Below are 14,259 nucleotides of genomic sequence, written 5' to 3'. Positions count from 1 at the left end.
TGGCGGACGCCGAAACCGGCATCCACTTTCGGCTGCCAAGCTCTAGTAGTAGCGGTACTCGTAGTGGCAGTTCTTGTTCTTCGAGTTCTTCTTGGCGATCTGGTTGCCGGCGACCGCGCCGACCGCGCCGCCCAGCAGGGCGCCTTCGGTCTTGTTGCCGTGGCCCGCGACGACCGCGCCGAGCGTGCCGCCCGACAGGGCGCCGATCACCGTGCCCTTGTTACGGGCGCTCTTGGTGCTCTTGCAGACCCAGACCTTGTGGCGGGTCTGGGCTTCGGCCGCGGTGACCGCGACGGTGGACGCCGTGAAGCCGAGGGCGACGACGACGGCGAGGGTCTTGAGTTGGGCGCGCATGGCGAGCTCCGTTCTTGGTTTGTGATCCTTGAGCGCAATGAACGCCCAAGCTCGTATTGGGTTCGATCAGTGTCGGCTTTCCGACCTGAACCGGGGATGAAGCGGCTCCGACGCCTCCGTTCATCCCCGTTCAGACTTTAGCCCTGGACGCGATAGCGGCCGGCGCTGTCGGGGCAGACGCGGACATAGCGGGTCTCGACACGGCCGTTGTAGTCGGTGTCGGCCGGGGCCAGGCGGCAGCGGCGGCTGTAGTCGCTGTAGACGCTGCTGGAGCTGGCGCGATAGCGGCTGCTTTCGCGATAGGCGACGGTGTCGTCATAGGTCCAGTACTGGCCGTTGGCGTCGCAGCGGCCCTTGCTGGAGGCGTTGCCGATGCTGGCGCCGACGCCGGCCCCGACCAGGGCGCCCAGCACCGTGCCTTCCGGTTTGGCGTTGCGGGCGGCCAGGTTCGAGCCGGCCACGGCGCCGACCAGGGCCCCGATCACGCCGCCGGCGGTGGCGTTCTTCTTGGCGTCGCTCCGGCAGGGGGCGTTGTAGGACACGTCGTCGCCATAGCTTCCCGCGTACGGCGCGCCGTAGCGCGTGGCGTAGTCGGGATAGCGGCGGTCATAGGCGCCCGAGCCGTAGCGGCGGTCGTAGTCGGCGCGGGCCCGCTCGTAGTCGGCCCGGTCGCGGTCGTACTGGGCGCGCTGGCTCAGATAGTCGCTGTTGCTGGTGGTGTAGGCCTGGCCGCTGACGCTGAAGCGCCGGGCCTGGTCGGGATAGCGCCGGTCATAGGCGCCGTAGCCGTTGCGACGGTCGTAGTCGCGGCGGGTGTCCTCATAGACCTGGCGATCGTGCTCGAACGCGGTCTGCTCGCGATAATAGTCCGAGCTGCTGTTGTAGCTGGGGCTGTCGAAGCGCGTGGCGTATTCCGGATAACGACGGTCGTAGGCGCCGGCGCCGTAGCGGCGGTCGTAGTCGGCCTTGTCGCTAAGGTACTTGGAGCGGTCGCGGTCGTAGTCGCGCTGCTGCTCCCGATAGTCGGCGCTCTGGGCGTCGTAGACGGCGCGCTGGTCGCCGTAAGTCTCCAGGCGTTGGCGATAGGCCGCGTCGGCCGACTGGGCCAGTACAGGCGCGGCCGCGCTCAGGGCGACGGCCGAGGCCATCAGCCACACAGTGGTCTTGGAAGTCATGGTTGCTCTCCGTTCCGACGAACGGATCGACGCTCGGCCCCCGATTACGGCCGCCAATCCTTGTTGGGATGTCCCTGGCCAATAGAAGGCGCGGCGGCGGTACAGGTTCCGTCAGGCGCCGGAGCGGGCCTCAGTCCTTGGTCACCGTCATCATGTAGTTGATGTCGACGTCGGCCGAGCGGCTCCAGCGGCCGGTCAGCGGGTTGTAGGCCACGCCGAACGGGCCTTTGACGTCCACCGGCTCGCCGGCCAGGAAGGCGCGCAGTTCGTCGGGTTTCAGGAACTGCTTCCAGTCGTGGGTGCCGGGCGGCACCCAGCGCAGCACGTACTCGGCGCCGATCTTGGCCAGGGCCAGGGCCTTCAGCGTGCGGTTCAGGGTGGCGACGATCATCAGGCCGCCGGGCTTGAGCAGCCGCGAGCAGGTGCGCAGGAATTCGCCCGGATCGGCCACGTGCTCGATGACCTCCATGGTCAGCACCACGTCGAACGGCCCCGCGCCCTCGGCCAGCAGCTGCTCGGCGGTGGCGGGACGGTAGCCGATCGCCAGCCCCTGCTCGGCGGCGTGGGCGGCGGCGGTCTTGATGTTGTTCTCCGAGGCGTCGACGGCCGTGACCGTGAAGCCCAGCCGCGCCATCGGCTCGCTGAGCAGGCCGCCGCCGCACCCGATGTCCAGCAGGGTCAGGCCCTCGAACGGCGTGCGGGCGTTGCCGTCGCGGTCGAACCGTGCCAGCGCCTGCTCGCGGATGAAGCCCAGCCGGCAGGGGTTGAACACATGCAGCGGCGCGAACTTGCCGCGCGGGTCCCACCACTCCGCCGCGATGGCCGAGAACCGCGCCACGTCGGCGGGGTCGATGCTCCAGGAGGGGGCGTTTCCGGCGGAGGGGGGCGCGTCGGCGGACTGGCTCATGGTCCTCATTTAGCAACGACACGGCGAGCGGCACAGGGCGAGACGTCGCACCCGACGAAAAAGACACGTCCGCGACATTGCCGTTGCGCCGCTGCGCCGCTAGAAGACCGCGGCTTGCGCGAGCGGCGCGGTTCGTCCGCCCCCGGCGCAAGAATTGACCTTAGGTTTTTCAGGGGTAGGGCGTGTCACGTCTGGTGATGAAGTTCGGCGGCACCTCGGTGGCCGACCTGGAGCGCATCCGCCGGGTGGCGCGCCTGGTCGCGGCCGAAGTGGCCACGGGCAAGCAGGTGGCGGTGGTGGTCTCGGCCATGTCGGGCAAGACCAACGAACTGGTCGCCTGGACGGACGGCTCGGGCCGCGCGGCCCAGGGGCTGCCGGAGTCGGACGATGAGTACGACGCCGTCGTCGCCTCGGGCGAGCAGGTCACGGCCGGCCTGCTGGCCATGACCCTGCGCAACATGGGCCTGAACGCCCGCTCGTTCCTGGGCTGGCAGGTGCCGATCTTGACCGACGACGCCCACGGCCGCGCCCGCATCGAGGACATCCCGCCGGCCAATCTGGAGGCCTGTTTCGCGGCCGGCCAGATCGCCGTGATCGCCGGCTTCCAGGGCGTGACCCCCGACCAGCGCATCACCACCCTGGGCCGGGGCGGCTCGGACACCAGCGCCGTGGCCATCGCCGCGGCCCTGAAGGGTGACTGCGACATCTATACGGACGTCGACGGCGTCTACACGACCGACCCTCGGATCGAGAGCAAGGCCAAGCGCCTGGCCAAGATCTCCTACGAGGAAATGCTGGAAATGGCCTCTCTGGGGGCCAAGGTGCTGCAGACCCGTTCGGTCGAGATGGCCATGGCCCATCGCGTCCCGGTGCGGGTGCTGTCGAGTTTCGTCGAGCCGGGCGAAGCCCCGGGCCAAGGTACGATCGTCTGCGACGAGGAAGAAATCATGGAAAAGCGCATCGTCTCGGGCGTCGCCTATAGCCGCGACGAAGCCAAGATCACCCTGCTGGGCCTGCCCGACCATCCGGGCGTGTCGTCGCAGATCTTCGGCCGCCTGGCCGACGCCAACGTGAACGTCGATATGATCGTGCAGTCGCGCGCCCGCAGCGCCGACACCGCCAACATGGAGTTCACCGTCGGCAAGCGCGACGCCGTCCGCGCCGTCGAGATCGTCCGCGCCGCCCAGAAGGAGATCGGCTTCGAGGACGTGGCCGTGAACGAGGACGTGGCCAAGGTGTCGGTGATCGGCGTGGGCATGCGCTCGCACGCCGGCGTCGCCCAGTCGATGTTCCAGGCCCTGGCCGAGAAGAACATCAACATCCAGGTCATCTCGACCTCGGAGATCAAGATCTCGGTCCTGATCGACGCGGCCTACACCGAGTTGGCCGTGCGCGCGCTGCACGCGGCGTATGGGCTGGACCAGCTCTAGAGACCCCCCTCAGTCGCTGCGCGACAGCTCCCCCAGAGGGGGAGCATCTGTTCGGCGTAGATCCTCCCCCTCTGGGGGAGGTGGCCCGAAGGGCCGGAGGGGGCGTCCCTCGGCGTTAGCGAAATGTCGCCTTCTGACGTTATGACGTCAAAACGTCATCCTCCAGGAGCCTCCATGTCGGTCTTCCATTTCGATCCCGAGAAGAAGTCCGTCACCTTCGAGGGCGAGGCCGGGCTGGAGCTGCTTTACGACCTGCTGCTGCGGGCCAAGTTCGGCGACGGCTACGAGAAGCCCCTGCTGGTCAGTCCGTGGCTGGCGGCGCTGCTGCGCAAGCTGGACCGCGTCCTGCCCGACGACGGCCAGTGGTTCCCCGAACAGCCGGGCCGGCCGATCTTCGACGAGGACGACCTGCTGGCCATGGGCGACGCGGTCATCGAGGAAGGCCACACCGTCGGCTGGTGGACCATGACCGAGCCCGAGAAGCGCGCCTATTTGCGCGAGGTCATCGCCGCCCCACATCCCCTGACGGACGCCGAGGTGGCGTTCATCGAGCGCGACATCGAAGGCGCGGTCGAGCAGGCCAAGCAATTGGTCGAGGCCATCAGCGAGCCGCTGGCCCTGCCGGGGCACGGCTGACGGAACAGGGAAGGCGGCGGCGATGCACGATGGACTGAACGGCCGCCCCGCCCAGCTCTCCCTCCGCCGCTACGGCGCCGACGGCGACGCTCACGCCCACGACGACTTCGACCAGATCGTCCTGCCGCGCCGGGGCGTGCTGGAGATGGAGGTCGATGGCCGCGGCGGCCGGGTCCAGGCCGGCCAGGCGGTGCTGGTCCCGTGCGGAACCCGCCACGCCTTCGCCGCCGACGGCGACAACCTGTTCGTGGTGGCCGACATCGGCGCGGCCCTGATCGCCCCGTTCGAAGCCCTGCGCGAACGCACCTTCCTGCCGGTCAACGCCCCGGTGCGCGGGCTGCTGGACTTCGTCTGCGGCGACGCGGCGCGGCAGGTCGAGGACGAGGTGGCCGCCCTGTGGGCGCCGTTGCTGTTGCGGGCCCTGGCGGCCGGCGGGCCCGGACCCGACCCGCGCCTGGCTCGCGCCGCCGCCCTGATCGAGCGCGACTTCGCCCGGCCCCTGGCCGTCGCCGAGATGGCGGCCGAGGCGGGGATGAGCCAGAGCCGGTTCTTCGCCGGCTTCGCGGCGGCGTTCGGCCGCTCGCCGCACGGCCAGCTGGCCGACACCCGGCTGCGCGCCGCCCAGCGCCTGCTGACCGGGACCCGGCTGTCGATCGCCGAGATCGCCGTGCGTACCGGCCATGCCGACCAGAGCGCCCTGACCCGGGCGATGAAGGCGCGGCTGGGCGTGACCCCGGCGGCCTGGCGGCGCGGCGCCTCCTAAATCCGCTCATCCCGGCATTCGCCGGGATGAGCGGAATCCAGGGAAATTTTGAACCCTCGATGTCGAAATCGCGCCCCCCGGCGCGACTTCTCTTCGAAGGCCCCGCCGGGGCCTCGCAACGAGGAGCCGCATGATGATCACGGTGAGTGCTTTCCGCTCGGTCCCGCCCTTCGCCAAGGGACTGGTCCGCGACCTTCGCGTCCGTTGGGCGCTGGAAGAGGCGGGAATTCCCTACGAAGCCCGCCTGCTGGACCAGGGCGAACAGGACAGCCCCGCCTACCGGGCGATCCAGCCGTTCGGCCAGGTGCCCTACATCCAGGACGGCGATTTCGTGATGTTCGAGAGCGGCGCCATCGTGCTGCACATCGCCGAGAAGTCGCCCGTCCTGTCGCCCTCCGATCCGGAGGCGCGGCTGCGGATGCACACCTGGCTGATCGCCGCCCTGAACTCGGTCGAGCCGGCCCTGCAGAACCTGTTCCTGATCGACATCCTCTTCACCGAGGAAGCCTGGGCCAAGGCGCGCCGGCCGGGGGCTGAGGCCTTCGCGATCCGGCGGCTGGAAGGCCTGGCCGCCTGGCTGAAGGGCCGCGAATACCTGGCCGACGAACGCTTCACCGCCGCCGACCTGATGATGACCACCGTGCTGCGTCTGGCGCGCGAGACCGATCTGGTCACCGGCAATCCCGTGCTGGACGCCTATGTCCGCCGCTGCGAGGCCCGTCCGGCCTTCCAGCGCGCCCTGGCGGCCCAGACGGCGCCGTTCGAGGCGGCGCTGGAGCCGGCCGAGTAGGAGGTTTCGCCAAGGCTCCGGGAGGTTTCGCCAAGCTTCCCGGAGCCGGCTCTGCTACGTCGCGGGCATGACCCCGCGCCAGCGCCTCGTGATCGGACTCCTCTGCGGCCTCGTCGCCGGGGCGTTCTGGGGCGGGGTGTTCCTGGCCCCCAAGCTGCTGCACGCCTTCACCCCGCTGCAGATGACCGCCGGGCGCTATCTCTGCTACGGCCTGGCCTCGGCGGCCCTGCTGGTCCCCAGCGCCCGCTCGGTGCTGGCGCGTCTGACCCTGGCCGACTGGCGCGACCTGGCGGGCCTGAGCCTGCTGGGCAACATCGTCTACTATGTGGGCCTGGCGGTCGCGGTGCAGATCGCCGGCGTCGCCCCGGCCTCGCTGATCATCGGCCTGCTACCAGTCACCATCACCCTGGTCGGCGCGAAACCCGGCGAAGGCGTGGCGCTCCGGAAGCTGGCCGCGCCGCTGCTGCTGGTCGCCGCCGGCGTGGTCTGCATCAACGTCGCCGCGTTCCAGACCACCGCCGGGATCGGTGTGGGCCGCCTGGTCCTGGGCCTGCTGGCGGCGGTCGGCGCCCTGGCCACGTGGACCGTCTACGCCGTGTGGAACGCCCGCCGCCTGGCCGCCACGCCCCGCTTCAACAGCCACGAGTGGTCGCTGCTGACCGGCGTGGTCACGGGTCTGCTCTCGCTGCTGCTGGTGATCCCGGCCTTCCTGGGCGCGACCCCGCATGTCCCGGCCGACTGGATGCTGTTCTGGGGCGTCAGCCTGGCCGTGGCCCTGGGCGCCTCGGTGATCGGCAACGGCCTGTGGAACGCCGCCAGCCGCCTGCTGCCGTTGTCCTTGTCGGGCCAACTGATCGTGTTCGAGACCCTGTTCGCCCTGGTCTACGGTTTCCTGCACGACGCCCGCTGGCCGCTGCCGCTGGAGGCCGCGGCGATCGTCCTGATGCTGGCCGGCGTGCTGTGGTCGGTGCACCTGCATCGACCTTCGGCGGAAGCCCATCCGGCGGAGTAGGGGGCTCGCCGCAAACATGACTGTAAGCTGAACATCACCGTTCAGATCGGGTTCAAGGCGACTTTGCGACAAAGGCTCCAACAGCGCCGAACCGGACTTCCCCGGACATGACGCTTCCGAATGGAGCAAGTGCCATGAAGACCACCAAGTTCACGAAGATCGCCGTCGCCGCGGCCGTCACCGGCGCCCTGGTCCTGCCCGCCTCGGCCGCCTTCGCCGGCGACAAGAGCAACAAGACCGAACGCGCCATCATCGGCGCCCTGATCGGCGGCATCGCCGGCGCGGCGCTGTCGGACGGCGACAAGGGCGGCATCGCCATCGGCGCCGTCGCCGGGGCCGCCCTGGGCGCCTCGACCGGCAGCAACGACCGCGATCACCGCTATTCCAGCGGCTATCGCGACCCGCGCTACGGCTACGGGTCGGGCTACAACAGCGGCTACGGCTACAACAACGGCTACGGCCAGTCGGGCTACAACAGCGGCTATGGGCGCGACCATCGCGACGACCGCTACAACACCGGCTACCGCTACAGCGGCGGCCAGTACGGGAACGGCTATTACGGCCAGCGCCGCTAACGGCCTTCCAGGCGAAACCACCGGCGCCGTCCCTTCGGGGGCGGCGCCTTTTTCGTGCGCGAACCACGATTTGACCGCGAGCGAACGCTGTGCGGGGCGCGAAATCTGCTATAGCCCGGCTGAGGGCGATGCGGCTTCTTAACCCCTGACGCGTTCTGTCAGGCTAAGCCGTACCGACCAAAGGGGAGTGCGCGCGCAGACATGGCGGCGTCCGGGATCGCTGTTCGGGGACCACGCAGCCTGCTTCGGCAGATTCGCGAGGCCATGGCCGGGGCGGGTCCCGCCCAGGGCAAGCTCGACATGGTGGTGCGCACCATCGCCATCTCGATGGTCGCCGAGGTCTGCTCGATCTATCTGCGCCGCGCCTCGGGCGACCTGGAGCTGTTCGCCACCGAGGGTCTGTCGCGCGACGCCGTCCACGTCACCCGGCTGAAGCCGGGCGAGGGCCTGGTCGGCGAGACCATGCGCCTGGGCCGGCCGCTGAACCTGTCGGACGCCGCCAGCCACCCGTCGTTCTCGTACCGCCCGGAAACCGGCGAAGACCCCTACCACGCCTTCCTGGCCGTGCCGCTGCTGCGCGGCGGCCGCGCGATCGGCGTGCTGGTCGTCCAGAACCGCACCGAGCGGATCTATGACGAGGAAGAGGTCGAGGACCTGCAGATCATCGCCATGGTGCTGGCCGAGATGGTCAGCTCCAGCGAGCTGCTGGGCCAGGGCGAGCTCAAGGACGTCGAGATCGCGCCGCACAAGCCCGAGCGGCTGAAGGGCGCGCGCTTCGCCGAGGGCCTGGCCTACGGCGTGGCCGTGCTGCACGAGCAGCCCGTGGCCCCCGAACAGCTGCTGTCCGACGACGCCCTGGCCGAGGAGGCCCGGCTGAAATGGGCGGTCGAGGCCCTGCAGACCCAGATCGACGAGATGCTGGAGGGCCAGCACGGCCTGGTCGGCGCGTCGTACGAGGTGCTCGAGACCTACCGCCTGTTCGCCCACGACCGCGGCTGGAACCGCTCCCTGCAGGAAGCCGTGCGTTCGGGCCTGACCGCTGAAGCCGCGGTTGAGCGCGTGCGCTCCGAGCACCGCGCCCGCCTGGGCCAGGCCCGCGACCCCTATCTGCGCGAGCGCCTGCACGACCTGGAAGACCTGAACGACCGGCTGCTGCGCCACCTGTCGGGCGACGTCCACGCCGTGCGCGTGCTGCCCGAAGACGCGATCCTGATCGCCCGGAACCTGGGTCCGGCCGATCTGCTGGAATACGACCGCACCAAGCTGAAGGGCATCCTGCTGGAGGAGGGCTCGGCCGCCAGCCACGCCGGCATCGTGGCCCGGGCCCTGGATATCCCGTGCGTGGGCCGCCTGGCCGGCCTGCGCGACCGGGTCAGCGAGGGCGATCCCGTGGTGGTCGACGCCGAGACCGCCGAGGCCTGGCTGCGGCCGCGCGCCGACGTGATCAAGGCCCTGCAGGCCCGGATGGAGGTCCGCGCCCAGCGCAAGGCCGAGTTCGCCCGCATCCGGGAGACGCCGGCGGTCACCAAGGACGGCGGCAAGGTCACCCTCTTGATGAACGCCGGCTTGGCCGTCGACCTGGACATCCTGGGCGAGACCGGGGCCGAGGGCATCGGCCTGTTCCGCACCGAATTCCAGTTCATGGTCGCCGAGGAGATGCCGCGCCTCGAGGCCCAGACCAGCCTCTACGAGAAGGTCCTGGAAGCCGCGAACGGCATGCCGGTCACCTTCCGGACCCTGGACCTGGGCGGCGACAAGCTGCTGCCGTACATGGAGCTGGAGCGCGAGGACAATCCGGCCCTGGGCTGGCGCGCCGTGCGCATGGGCCTGGACCGGCCGGCCTTGCTTCGCATGCAGATCCGGGCCCTGATCAAGGCCGCGCGCGGCCGCGAGCTGCGGATCATGTTCCCGCTGGTGGCCAATGTGGACGAGTTCCGCGCCGCCCGCGCCTTCGTCGACCAAGAGGTCGCCTGGGCGCTGAAGCGCGGCCGGCCCGCGCCCCAGCGCCTGGACGTCGGGGCGATGATCGAAGCCCCTTCGCTGCTGTGGCATCTCGACGCGCTTTTGCCGATGACCGACTTCGTTTCGGTCGGCACCAACGACCTGATGCAGTATTTGTTCGCCGCCGATCGGGGCAATCCAAGGGTTTCGGACCGCTACGATCCGCTGTCCCCGGCGGCCCTGCGCGCGCTGAAGACCATCCAGCAGGCGTGCGCCGACACCGGCACGCCGGTCTCGGTCTGCGGCGAGATGGCGGGCAGGCCGCTGGAGGCTTTCGCCTTGCTGGCCTTGGGTTTCGACCGCTTGTCGATGCCGCCGGCCGGTATCGGACCGGTCAAGCAGATGGTGCTGTCGTGCGATCGCGAGGCCGCCCGGCGCAATGTCGAGGCGCTGCTGAAGACCTCGGCCGGGTCGCTCCGTGGCGAGATCGAAACCCTGGCGCGCAAGCTTTACGTCGCCGTTTAGACATGGCCTGGGTTAACCAAGCGCCGCCGTATAGTGTATTGAATCCGGCGACTTACTTTGATATCGACCATAAAGTATTAACAAATCCCGGCTAGGACGGGTGGGGTAAGTCGTCGGCTTCGTCTCTGAGGAGACTGAATTCTCCGGCGACGCGAATTTGGGGTCTCATGGCAGCCATGCCGCTGGATACGGGCAGGGTCTCGCACTTGCATCTGGTCGCCGACGGCGAGCGCGAAGACGCGCCGCTGGCCGAGCACCAGCCTTCGATCGATCACGGCGTCGACATCGGTTCGGCCCTGCGCGCGGCCCGCGAGTTCCGCGGCCTGACCCTGCAGGACGTCGCCGACGCCACCCGCATCCGTCTCAGCTATATCGAGGCGCTGGAAGACCTGCGCCTGGACGAGCTGCCCTCGCGCCCGTTCACGATCGGCTACGTGAAGTCCTACGCCAAGGTGCTGGGCCTGGACGGCGACGCGGCCGTGGCCCGCTTCAAGGTCGACGTGCCCGACGACAGCGAGCCGCTGCGCGCCCCGGTCGGCGTGCGCCACGAGCGCGACCCGCGCCTGGGCCTGATCCTGGCCCTGGGCGTGCTGATCGTGGCCGCCATCGTGCTGTGGAACGTGGCCCAGCGCGCCATCGCCAAGGACGCCCCGCCGGCCCAGGTGGCCCAGGAACACGCCGTCGCCGTGGCCAATGCGCCGCCCCCCGTTCCGGTCGATCCGAACGCCGCGCCGGGCTCGGTCCCGCTGGGCGCGCCGCTGCCGGCCCCGGTCGAATCGACCACGCCCGAGCCCTACAAGACCCCCGGCCTCGACGACGCCGCCGCCAACGGCGGCTCGGCCGACGCGGTGACCGCCGCCTCCAAGGTGCGCGCCGCCGAGGCGGCCAAGGCCGGCGTCGATCCGAACCAGGCGGTCAAGGTCGGAACGCCGTTCCGGGCCAAGGGCGCGGTCTACGGCGCGGCCCCGGCCGAGGCCTCGGGCCTGATCCTGCAGGCCCGCAAGCCGGCCTCGCTGAACGTGCACGACGCCAACGGCCAGATCTATTTCGCCCGCTGGATGGCGGCCGGCGAGGCGTTCCGCGCCCCGCGCAACGGCGGCCTGATCGCCGAGGTCTCCGACCCGCAGGCCTTCGAGGTCTATAACGGCGGCGCCCTGACCAGCCGCATGGGCGCCCCGGTCTCCGCCCTGGGCAAGCTGGTGGTGGCTCCTGCGGCGCCCGCTCCGGCGCCCGTGGCGGCAGCTCCGCAGCCCAAGCCCGCCGTGGCTTCACCGGCCAAGCCGCAGGGCTGAGAAGGGGACACACACTCGCCCTGGGCGTTGTGTGATCCTGGCGAGGTGGTGGGGGCGAGTGTGTGTCCCCCGTTTCTGGCTCGACCTCTAACCCCGCCCCCGTCCCGACTTCGCGAACAGCAGGTCCGACCAGTTCCACCGGCTCGACCCCAGGGCCAGGCGCGGCGCGCCGGGGCCGTCGGCCAGGGAGATCAGCACCAGGCCACGCATCGGGTCGTCGCGGCAGGCCTTGGGGGCGAAGGCCACCTCCAGCATGATCAGCTCGCGCACGCCGGCCAGGCCCTTGCCCTCCTGGCCCGGGCTCTGCACCCAGTCGCCGTTCCAGACCAGCACCGCCTTGCCCTTGGCGGCCGCCTCGGGATGGACCTGCATCATCGCGGCGCGGACGCGGGGGTTCTTGCGCAGGGCGTCCTGCAGCAGCCGGACCATGTCGCACCCGCCGCCGCCCGGGCCGCTGCCCGCCCCGCCGGCCCCGGAGCCGCTGCCGGCCGTGGCCGCGCCGATCAGGTCGGCCTCGCCCAGCTCGGCCACCACCTGGGGCGTCGGGGCGGGCTTGGCGGGCAGGGGCTCGACCTCGCGCGGCGGGACCAGCTTGGGCGGGCGGACGGGCAGCTTGGGCGGCGAGCGCTTGGCCGGGGCCGGATCGCCGGCCGGTTCGGGCGCCAGCTTCGGCGGCTCGGGCGGGGGAGGGGGCGGCTGGTACAGGGCCACGGCGATCGGGTCGGGCTCGTCCATCATCGGCGGCTGGATGCGCACGGCCAGGATCGCCAGCAGCAGGCCGGCATGAGCCGCCAGGCTGACCGCCCCGGCGACCAGGCCGTCCACGCGGGCGCGCCGGCGGCGGACCGGCGTCGGGACCAGGGGATCGTACGGCTGCGGTCGCCCGCTCATCGAAACTCCAGAACCGCCTTTGGGAAGCTCCAGAGACCACCGGCCCGCGTCAGGATCGTGGCGCCCGCGACATTTCTCCTCGCGCCCTGCACGCGCCCGCTCTTGGGTTCCGTCGCCAAACCCCTTAGATTGGCCGCATGTCCGCAGACCACACGCACGTTCGTCCCTGGCGCCAGATCACGCGTCGCCAATCGCGGAAGATCCGCGTCGGCAACGTCGAGGTCGGCGGCGACGCCCCGATCACCGTCCAGTCGATGACCAACACCCTGACCAGCGACGCCAAGGCGACGCTGGAGCAGATCCGTCAGCTGGAGGACGCCGGCGCCGACATCGTCCGCGTCAGCTGCCCCGACACCGACTCCACGGCCGCCTTCAAGACCATCGCCCGCGAGGCCAAGGTGCCGCTCGTGGCCGACATCCACTTCCACTACAAGCGCGGCATCGAGGCGGCCCAGGCTGGCGCGGCCTGCCTGCGGATCAATCCGGGCAACATCGGCAGCCCCGACCGCGTGCGCGACGTGATCCAGGCGGCCCGCGACCACGGCTGCTCGATGCGGATCGGCGTCAACGCCGGCTCGCTGGAGCGCGAACTGCTGGAGAAGTACGGCGAGCCGTGCCCCGACGCCATGGTCGAGAGCGCGCTGAACCACGCCCGCATCCTGCAGGACCACGACTTCCACGAGTTCAAGATCTCGGTGAAGGCCAGCGACCCGTTCATGACGGTGGCGGCCTACTACCAGCTGGCCGAGGCCATCGACTGCCCGTTGCATCTGGGCGTCACCGAGGCCGGGGCCCAGCGCACCGGCACGGTGAAGTCGTCGATCGGCATCGGCTCGATGCTGTGGGCCGGCATCGGCGACACAATTCGCGTTTCCCTTGCCGCGGACCCTGTCGAAGAGATCAAGGTCGGCTTCGACATCCTCAAGTCGCTGGGCCTGCGCCACCGCGGCGTCAACATCATCGCCTGCCCGTCCTGCGCCCGTCAGGGCTTCAACGTCATCAAGACGGTCGAAGCGCTTGAGCAGCGCCTGGCCCACATCAGCCAGCCGATGTCGCTGTCGATCATCGGGTGCGTGGTCAACGGCCCCGGCGAGGCCCTGATGACCGACCTGGGCTTCACCGGCGGCGGCGCCGGCTCGGGCATGGTCTACATGGCCGGCAAGCCCGACCATAAGCAGTCCAACGACGGCATGATCGACCACATCGTCGAGCTGGTCGAACAGCGCGCCGCCCAGCTGAAGGCCGAGGCCGAAGCCAAGGCCATCGCGGCCGAGTAGGGGGCGCTCAGGCGTCCTGATCCAGCGGACGCCCTTCGCGCGCCCGCAGGTCCGCGATCAGCGTCCGCATGGCCCAGCCCGTGGCCTTGGCGATCTGTTCGCCGTCCAGGCCCCAGTGGTCGCGCATTTCCAGCCAGGGCGTGGTGTGCAGCACCTGCAGCACCGCCGTCGCCAGCCTCTGGTCCTCGGGCGGCAGGTCCTTGACCAGATCGGCGGCGACCTGGGTGTAGGCGTCGACGCGACGCCCGCTGTCGGCCAGCCGCATGGCCCGCCCCTGCGGCGTGGAGCGCACCAGGGTGGTGATCGGCGCGATGCGGTCCAGGCCCGTATAGATGTCATGCAGCGCGTCGGTGAGGTCGGCCTCGGTCTGGGGGAAGGCGACGCGCGGCCCGGCCAGCTCGCGCACGCGGCTGGTGGCCCCCGCCAGCAAGGTCTCGCGGTCGGGGAAGTAGCGATAGACGGTGCGCCGCCCCAGGCCCGTCCGCTCGGCGATCAGGTCGTGGTTGATGTCCATCCGTCCCTCCGCCAGCAGCTCGATGAGGGCGTCGGCGATGCGCGTGCGCACCTCCTCCTTCTTCTGTTCGCGGGCGCCGGGCTTGTGGGCTGAACCATCCATAGGGTCCAGATAGAGTCTGGCACAAAAAGTGTCAAATCCGTATTGACACAATCTGTGCCACATTGCATTGAGCGC

At 70.2% G+C, this 14,259-nt stretch carries 14 protein-coding genes; 9 read left to right on the top strand and 5 right to left on the bottom strand.

Annotation, left to right across the window (positions count from 1 at the left end):
- Nucleotides 1–42: 42 nt before the first annotated feature.
- The 3 genes from BR39_RS0116655 to ubiG all read right to left on the bottom strand — a co-directional run bounded on the left by BR39_RS0116655 (nt 43) and on the right by ubiG (nt 2,436).
- Entirely contained in the window at nt 43–354 is a 312-nt protein-coding gene (locus tag BR39_RS0116655) for a glycine zipper 2TM domain-containing protein (RefSeq protein WP_029914197.1), read from the bottom strand.
- Nucleotides 355–491: 137 nt separating this feature from the next.
- Complete coding sequence (locus tag BR39_RS0116650; protein ID WP_029914195.1) at nt 492–1,529, bottom strand: glycine zipper 2TM domain-containing protein; 1,038 nt, start codon at nt 1,527–1,529, stop codon at nt 492–494.
- A 130-nt stretch (nt 1,530–1,659) separates the two neighbouring features.
- Nucleotides 1,660–2,436, bottom strand: coding sequence for a bifunctional 2-polyprenyl-6-hydroxyphenol methylase/3-demethylubiquinol 3-O-methyltransferase UbiG (gene ubiG, locus BR39_RS0116645; RefSeq protein WP_029914194.1), 777 nt, complete (start codon nt 2,434–2,436; stop codon nt 1,660–1,662).
- A gap of 182 nt (nt 2,437–2,618) precedes the next feature.
- Between ubiG and BR39_RS0116640 the strand changes: the two genes are divergently transcribed.
- The 8 genes from BR39_RS0116640 to BR39_RS0116605 all read left to right on the top strand — a co-directional run bounded on the left by BR39_RS0116640 (nt 2,619) and on the right by BR39_RS0116605 (nt 11,400).
- Nucleotides 2,619–3,866: an aspartate kinase gene (locus tag BR39_RS0116640; RefSeq protein WP_029914192.1), complete on the top strand. Its 1,248-nt coding sequence runs from the start codon at nt 2,619–2,621 to the stop codon at nt 3,864–3,866.
- Nucleotides 3,867–4,040: 174 nt separating this feature from the next.
- Nucleotides 4,041–4,502 (top strand): hypothetical protein, encoded by a 462-nt coding sequence (locus tag BR39_RS0116635; protein WP_029914190.1) that lies wholly within the window; start codon nt 4,041–4,043, stop codon nt 4,500–4,502.
- Nucleotides 4,503–4,524: 22 nt separating this feature from the next.
- Nucleotides 4,525–5,265 (top strand): AraC family transcriptional regulator, encoded by a 741-nt coding sequence (locus tag BR39_RS0116630; RefSeq protein ID WP_029914188.1) that lies wholly within the window; start codon nt 4,525–4,527, stop codon nt 5,263–5,265.
- 130 nt (nt 5,266–5,395) lie between these two features.
- Entirely contained in the window at nt 5,396–6,055 is a 660-nt protein-coding gene (locus BR39_RS0116625; protein WP_029914186.1) for a glutathione S-transferase family protein, read from the top strand.
- Nucleotides 6,056–6,122: 67 nt separating this feature from the next.
- A complete protein-coding gene (locus tag BR39_RS0116620) occupies nt 6,123–7,067 on the top strand; it encodes a DMT family transporter (RefSeq protein WP_029914184.1) in 945 nt (314 codons plus the stop codon).
- 134 nt (nt 7,068–7,201) lie between these two features.
- The gene (locus tag BR39_RS0116615; RefSeq protein WP_029914182.1) at nt 7,202–7,642 is read left to right on the top strand and encodes a glycine zipper 2TM domain-containing protein; all 441 of its coding nucleotides are present in this window, start codon (nt 7,202–7,204) and stop codon (nt 7,640–7,642) included.
- 201 nt (nt 7,643–7,843) lie between these two features.
- Nucleotides 7,844–10,108, top strand: a complete 2,265-nt coding sequence (gene ptsP / locus BR39_RS0116610) for a phosphoenolpyruvate--protein phosphotransferase (RefSeq protein WP_029914180.1) — start codon at nt 7,844–7,846, stop codon at nt 10,106–10,108.
- Between the two features lie 176 nt (nt 10,109–10,284).
- Entirely contained in the window at nt 10,285–11,400 is a 1,116-nt protein-coding gene (locus tag BR39_RS0116605; protein ID WP_029914178.1) for a helix-turn-helix domain-containing protein, read from the top strand.
- 87 nt (nt 11,401–11,487) lie between these two features.
- Here the strand turns inward: BR39_RS0116605 and BR39_RS0116600 are convergent, their stop codons facing one another.
- Entirely contained in the window at nt 11,488–12,291 is an 804-nt protein-coding gene (locus tag BR39_RS0116600) for a hypothetical protein (RefSeq protein ID WP_029914176.1), read from the bottom strand.
- A 137-nt stretch (nt 12,292–12,428) separates the two neighbouring features.
- Here BR39_RS0116600 and ispG point away from each other — a divergent pair, with 137 nt between their 5' ends.
- Entirely contained in the window at nt 12,429–13,568 is a 1,140-nt protein-coding gene (gene ispG, locus BR39_RS0116595; RefSeq protein ID WP_029914174.1) for a flavodoxin-dependent (E)-4-hydroxy-3-methylbut-2-enyl-diphosphate synthase, read from the top strand.
- A gap of 7 nt (nt 13,569–13,575) precedes the next feature.
- Here the strand turns inward: ispG and BR39_RS0116590 are convergent, their stop codons facing one another.
- On the bottom strand, nt 13,576–14,184 hold the full coding sequence (locus tag BR39_RS0116590) for a TetR/AcrR family transcriptional regulator (RefSeq protein ID WP_029914172.1): 609 nt from the start codon (nt 14,182–14,184) through the stop codon (nt 13,576–13,578).
- Nucleotides 14,185–14,259: the final 75 nt, after the last annotated feature.

It is taken from the genome of Caulobacter sp. UNC358MFTsu5.1, assembly GCF_000712075.1.
GTDB lineage: Bacteria > Pseudomonadota > Alphaproteobacteria > Caulobacterales > Caulobacteraceae > Caulobacter.
The sequence above is the reverse complement of the archived record's forward strand: the minus strand, read 5'-3'. Positions and strand labels throughout refer to the sequence as shown.

Bases quoted from the DNA above. Each gene is read 5' to 3' on its own strand.
- BR39_RS0116655 (WP_029914197.1), bottom strand. From the start codon at position 354: ATGCGCGCCCAACTCAAGACCCTCGCCGTCGTCGTCGCCCTCGGCTTC.
- BR39_RS0116650 (WP_029914195.1), bottom strand. From the start codon at position 1,529: ATGACTTCCAAGACCACTGTGTGGCTGATGGCCTCGGCCGTCGCCCTG.
- ubiG (WP_029914194.1), bottom strand. From the start codon at position 2,436: ATGAGCCAGTCCGCCGACGCGCCCCCCTCCGCCGGAAACGCCCCCTCC.
- BR39_RS0116635 (WP_029914190.1), top strand. From the start codon at position 4,041: ATGTCGGTCTTCCATTTCGATCCCGAGAAGAAGTCCGTCACCTTCGAG.
- BR39_RS0116630 (WP_029914188.1), top strand. From the start codon at position 4,525: ATGCACGATGGACTGAACGGCCGCCCCGCCCAGCTCTCCCTCCGCCGC.
- BR39_RS0116625 (WP_029914186.1), top strand. From the start codon at position 5,396: ATGATGATCACGGTGAGTGCTTTCCGCTCGGTCCCGCCCTTCGCCAAG.
- BR39_RS0116620 (WP_029914184.1), top strand. From the start codon at position 6,123: ATGACCCCGCGCCAGCGCCTCGTGATCGGACTCCTCTGCGGCCTCGTC.
- BR39_RS0116615 (WP_029914182.1), top strand. From the start codon at position 7,202: ATGAAGACCACCAAGTTCACGAAGATCGCCGTCGCCGCGGCCGTCACC.
- ptsP (WP_029914180.1), top strand. From the start codon at position 7,844: ATGGCGGCGTCCGGGATCGCTGTTCGGGGACCACGCAGCCTGCTTCGG.
- BR39_RS0116605 (WP_029914178.1), top strand. From the start codon at position 10,285: ATGCCGCTGGATACGGGCAGGGTCTCGCACTTGCATCTGGTCGCCGAC.
- BR39_RS0116600 (WP_029914176.1), bottom strand. From the start codon at position 12,291: ATGAGCGGGCGACCGCAGCCGTACGATCCCCTGGTCCCGACGCCGGTC.
- ispG (WP_029914174.1), top strand. From the start codon at position 12,429: ATGTCCGCAGACCACACGCACGTTCGTCCCTGGCGCCAGATCACGCGT.
- BR39_RS0116590 (WP_029914172.1), bottom strand. From the start codon at position 14,184: ATGGATGGTTCAGCCCACAAGCCCGGCGCCCGCGAACAGAAGAAGGAG.